The organism is Zooshikella harenae (assembly GCF_018837975.1).
GTDB lineage: Bacteria > Pseudomonadota > Gammaproteobacteria > Pseudomonadales > Zooshikellaceae > Zooshikella > Zooshikella harenae.
Window position 1 is genome coordinate 1 of record NZ_JAGSOY010000282.1, and the last position, 997, is coordinate 997.

Here is a 997-nt window from a genome sequence, read left to right on the forward strand (position 1 = left end):
AATACACCTATACCACAAGTGGCAAACTTGCTTCGATTGATGGACCTTGGGACGATGACACCTTGACCTATGAATACGACAGTTCAGGGGCATTGCATAAAATTGTGCCCAGCAAAGGCCAAAGCGTTGCGCGGTATTTTGATGGGCAGGGACGGTTAAGTGTTATTGAAGCTGGTGATCAGCGATTTATTTACCGCTACCAAGGTGTCAGCCCTCAACCCCGTCAGTTGGTTTTTCCAAGCAATTTAGTCACGCAATATCACTATGACAATGTGAATCGTCTGGATTTAATAAGCCACCATAAAGGCAAAGAAGCCACACTGGCGTATTTTAAGCTGACATATAATGCACAAGACTTATTAGCCAAAGAGGAATATGAAGTTCCTTTAGAAGCTGAAATTGAAGAAGAGCAACTTGAAACCAGTGCCTTTAATGAACTGAACCAGCTAACGGACATTAAGGGTAAGCATGCTGTTGAGCCTGTTCATGACGAAGATGGAAACCGCACAACAGGTCGTACCAAAGCCGGTTACACCTTTACCGCTGCCTACGATGCAGAAAACCGCTTAAGCACCATTAACTGGACTGATAACGAGGGTACTGCGCATGAACGGCGTTACCGCTATGGTGCAGACCATCTATTAGGTGAAATTCAGGTTTATGCGGGTGGAGACCTCAAACAGACAACCCGATTAATACGACACAATCGGTTAGTGCTACAGGAGCGAAATGCAGACAATACCATTACCCGTGAATATGTTTGGGGTGCGCATAACGGTGGTGGTATTGGTGGCCTGTTAAGCCTGACAGAAAATAATGCCCATTATTATTATTATCTCTATAATCCACGCGGTAATGTCATTGGTGTGGTCAATCAGCAAAATGAACTGGTGGCCGCCTATGATTATTCGCCTTATGGTGAGCTCACGGCCAGCAATGGCACTCTTAACCAACCTTACCGTTATGCCACCAAACGTTATGATGACGCATTAGGCTT

The 997-nt window shown here is 45.1% G+C and carries 1 protein-coding gene; it reads left to right on the top strand.

Features of this window, described 5'->3' with window-relative positions:
* The coding region (locus KCG35_RS25640) for an RHS repeat-associated core domain-containing protein (RefSeq protein WP_215822691.1) at positions 1–997 on the top strand (997 nt) is incomplete at both ends.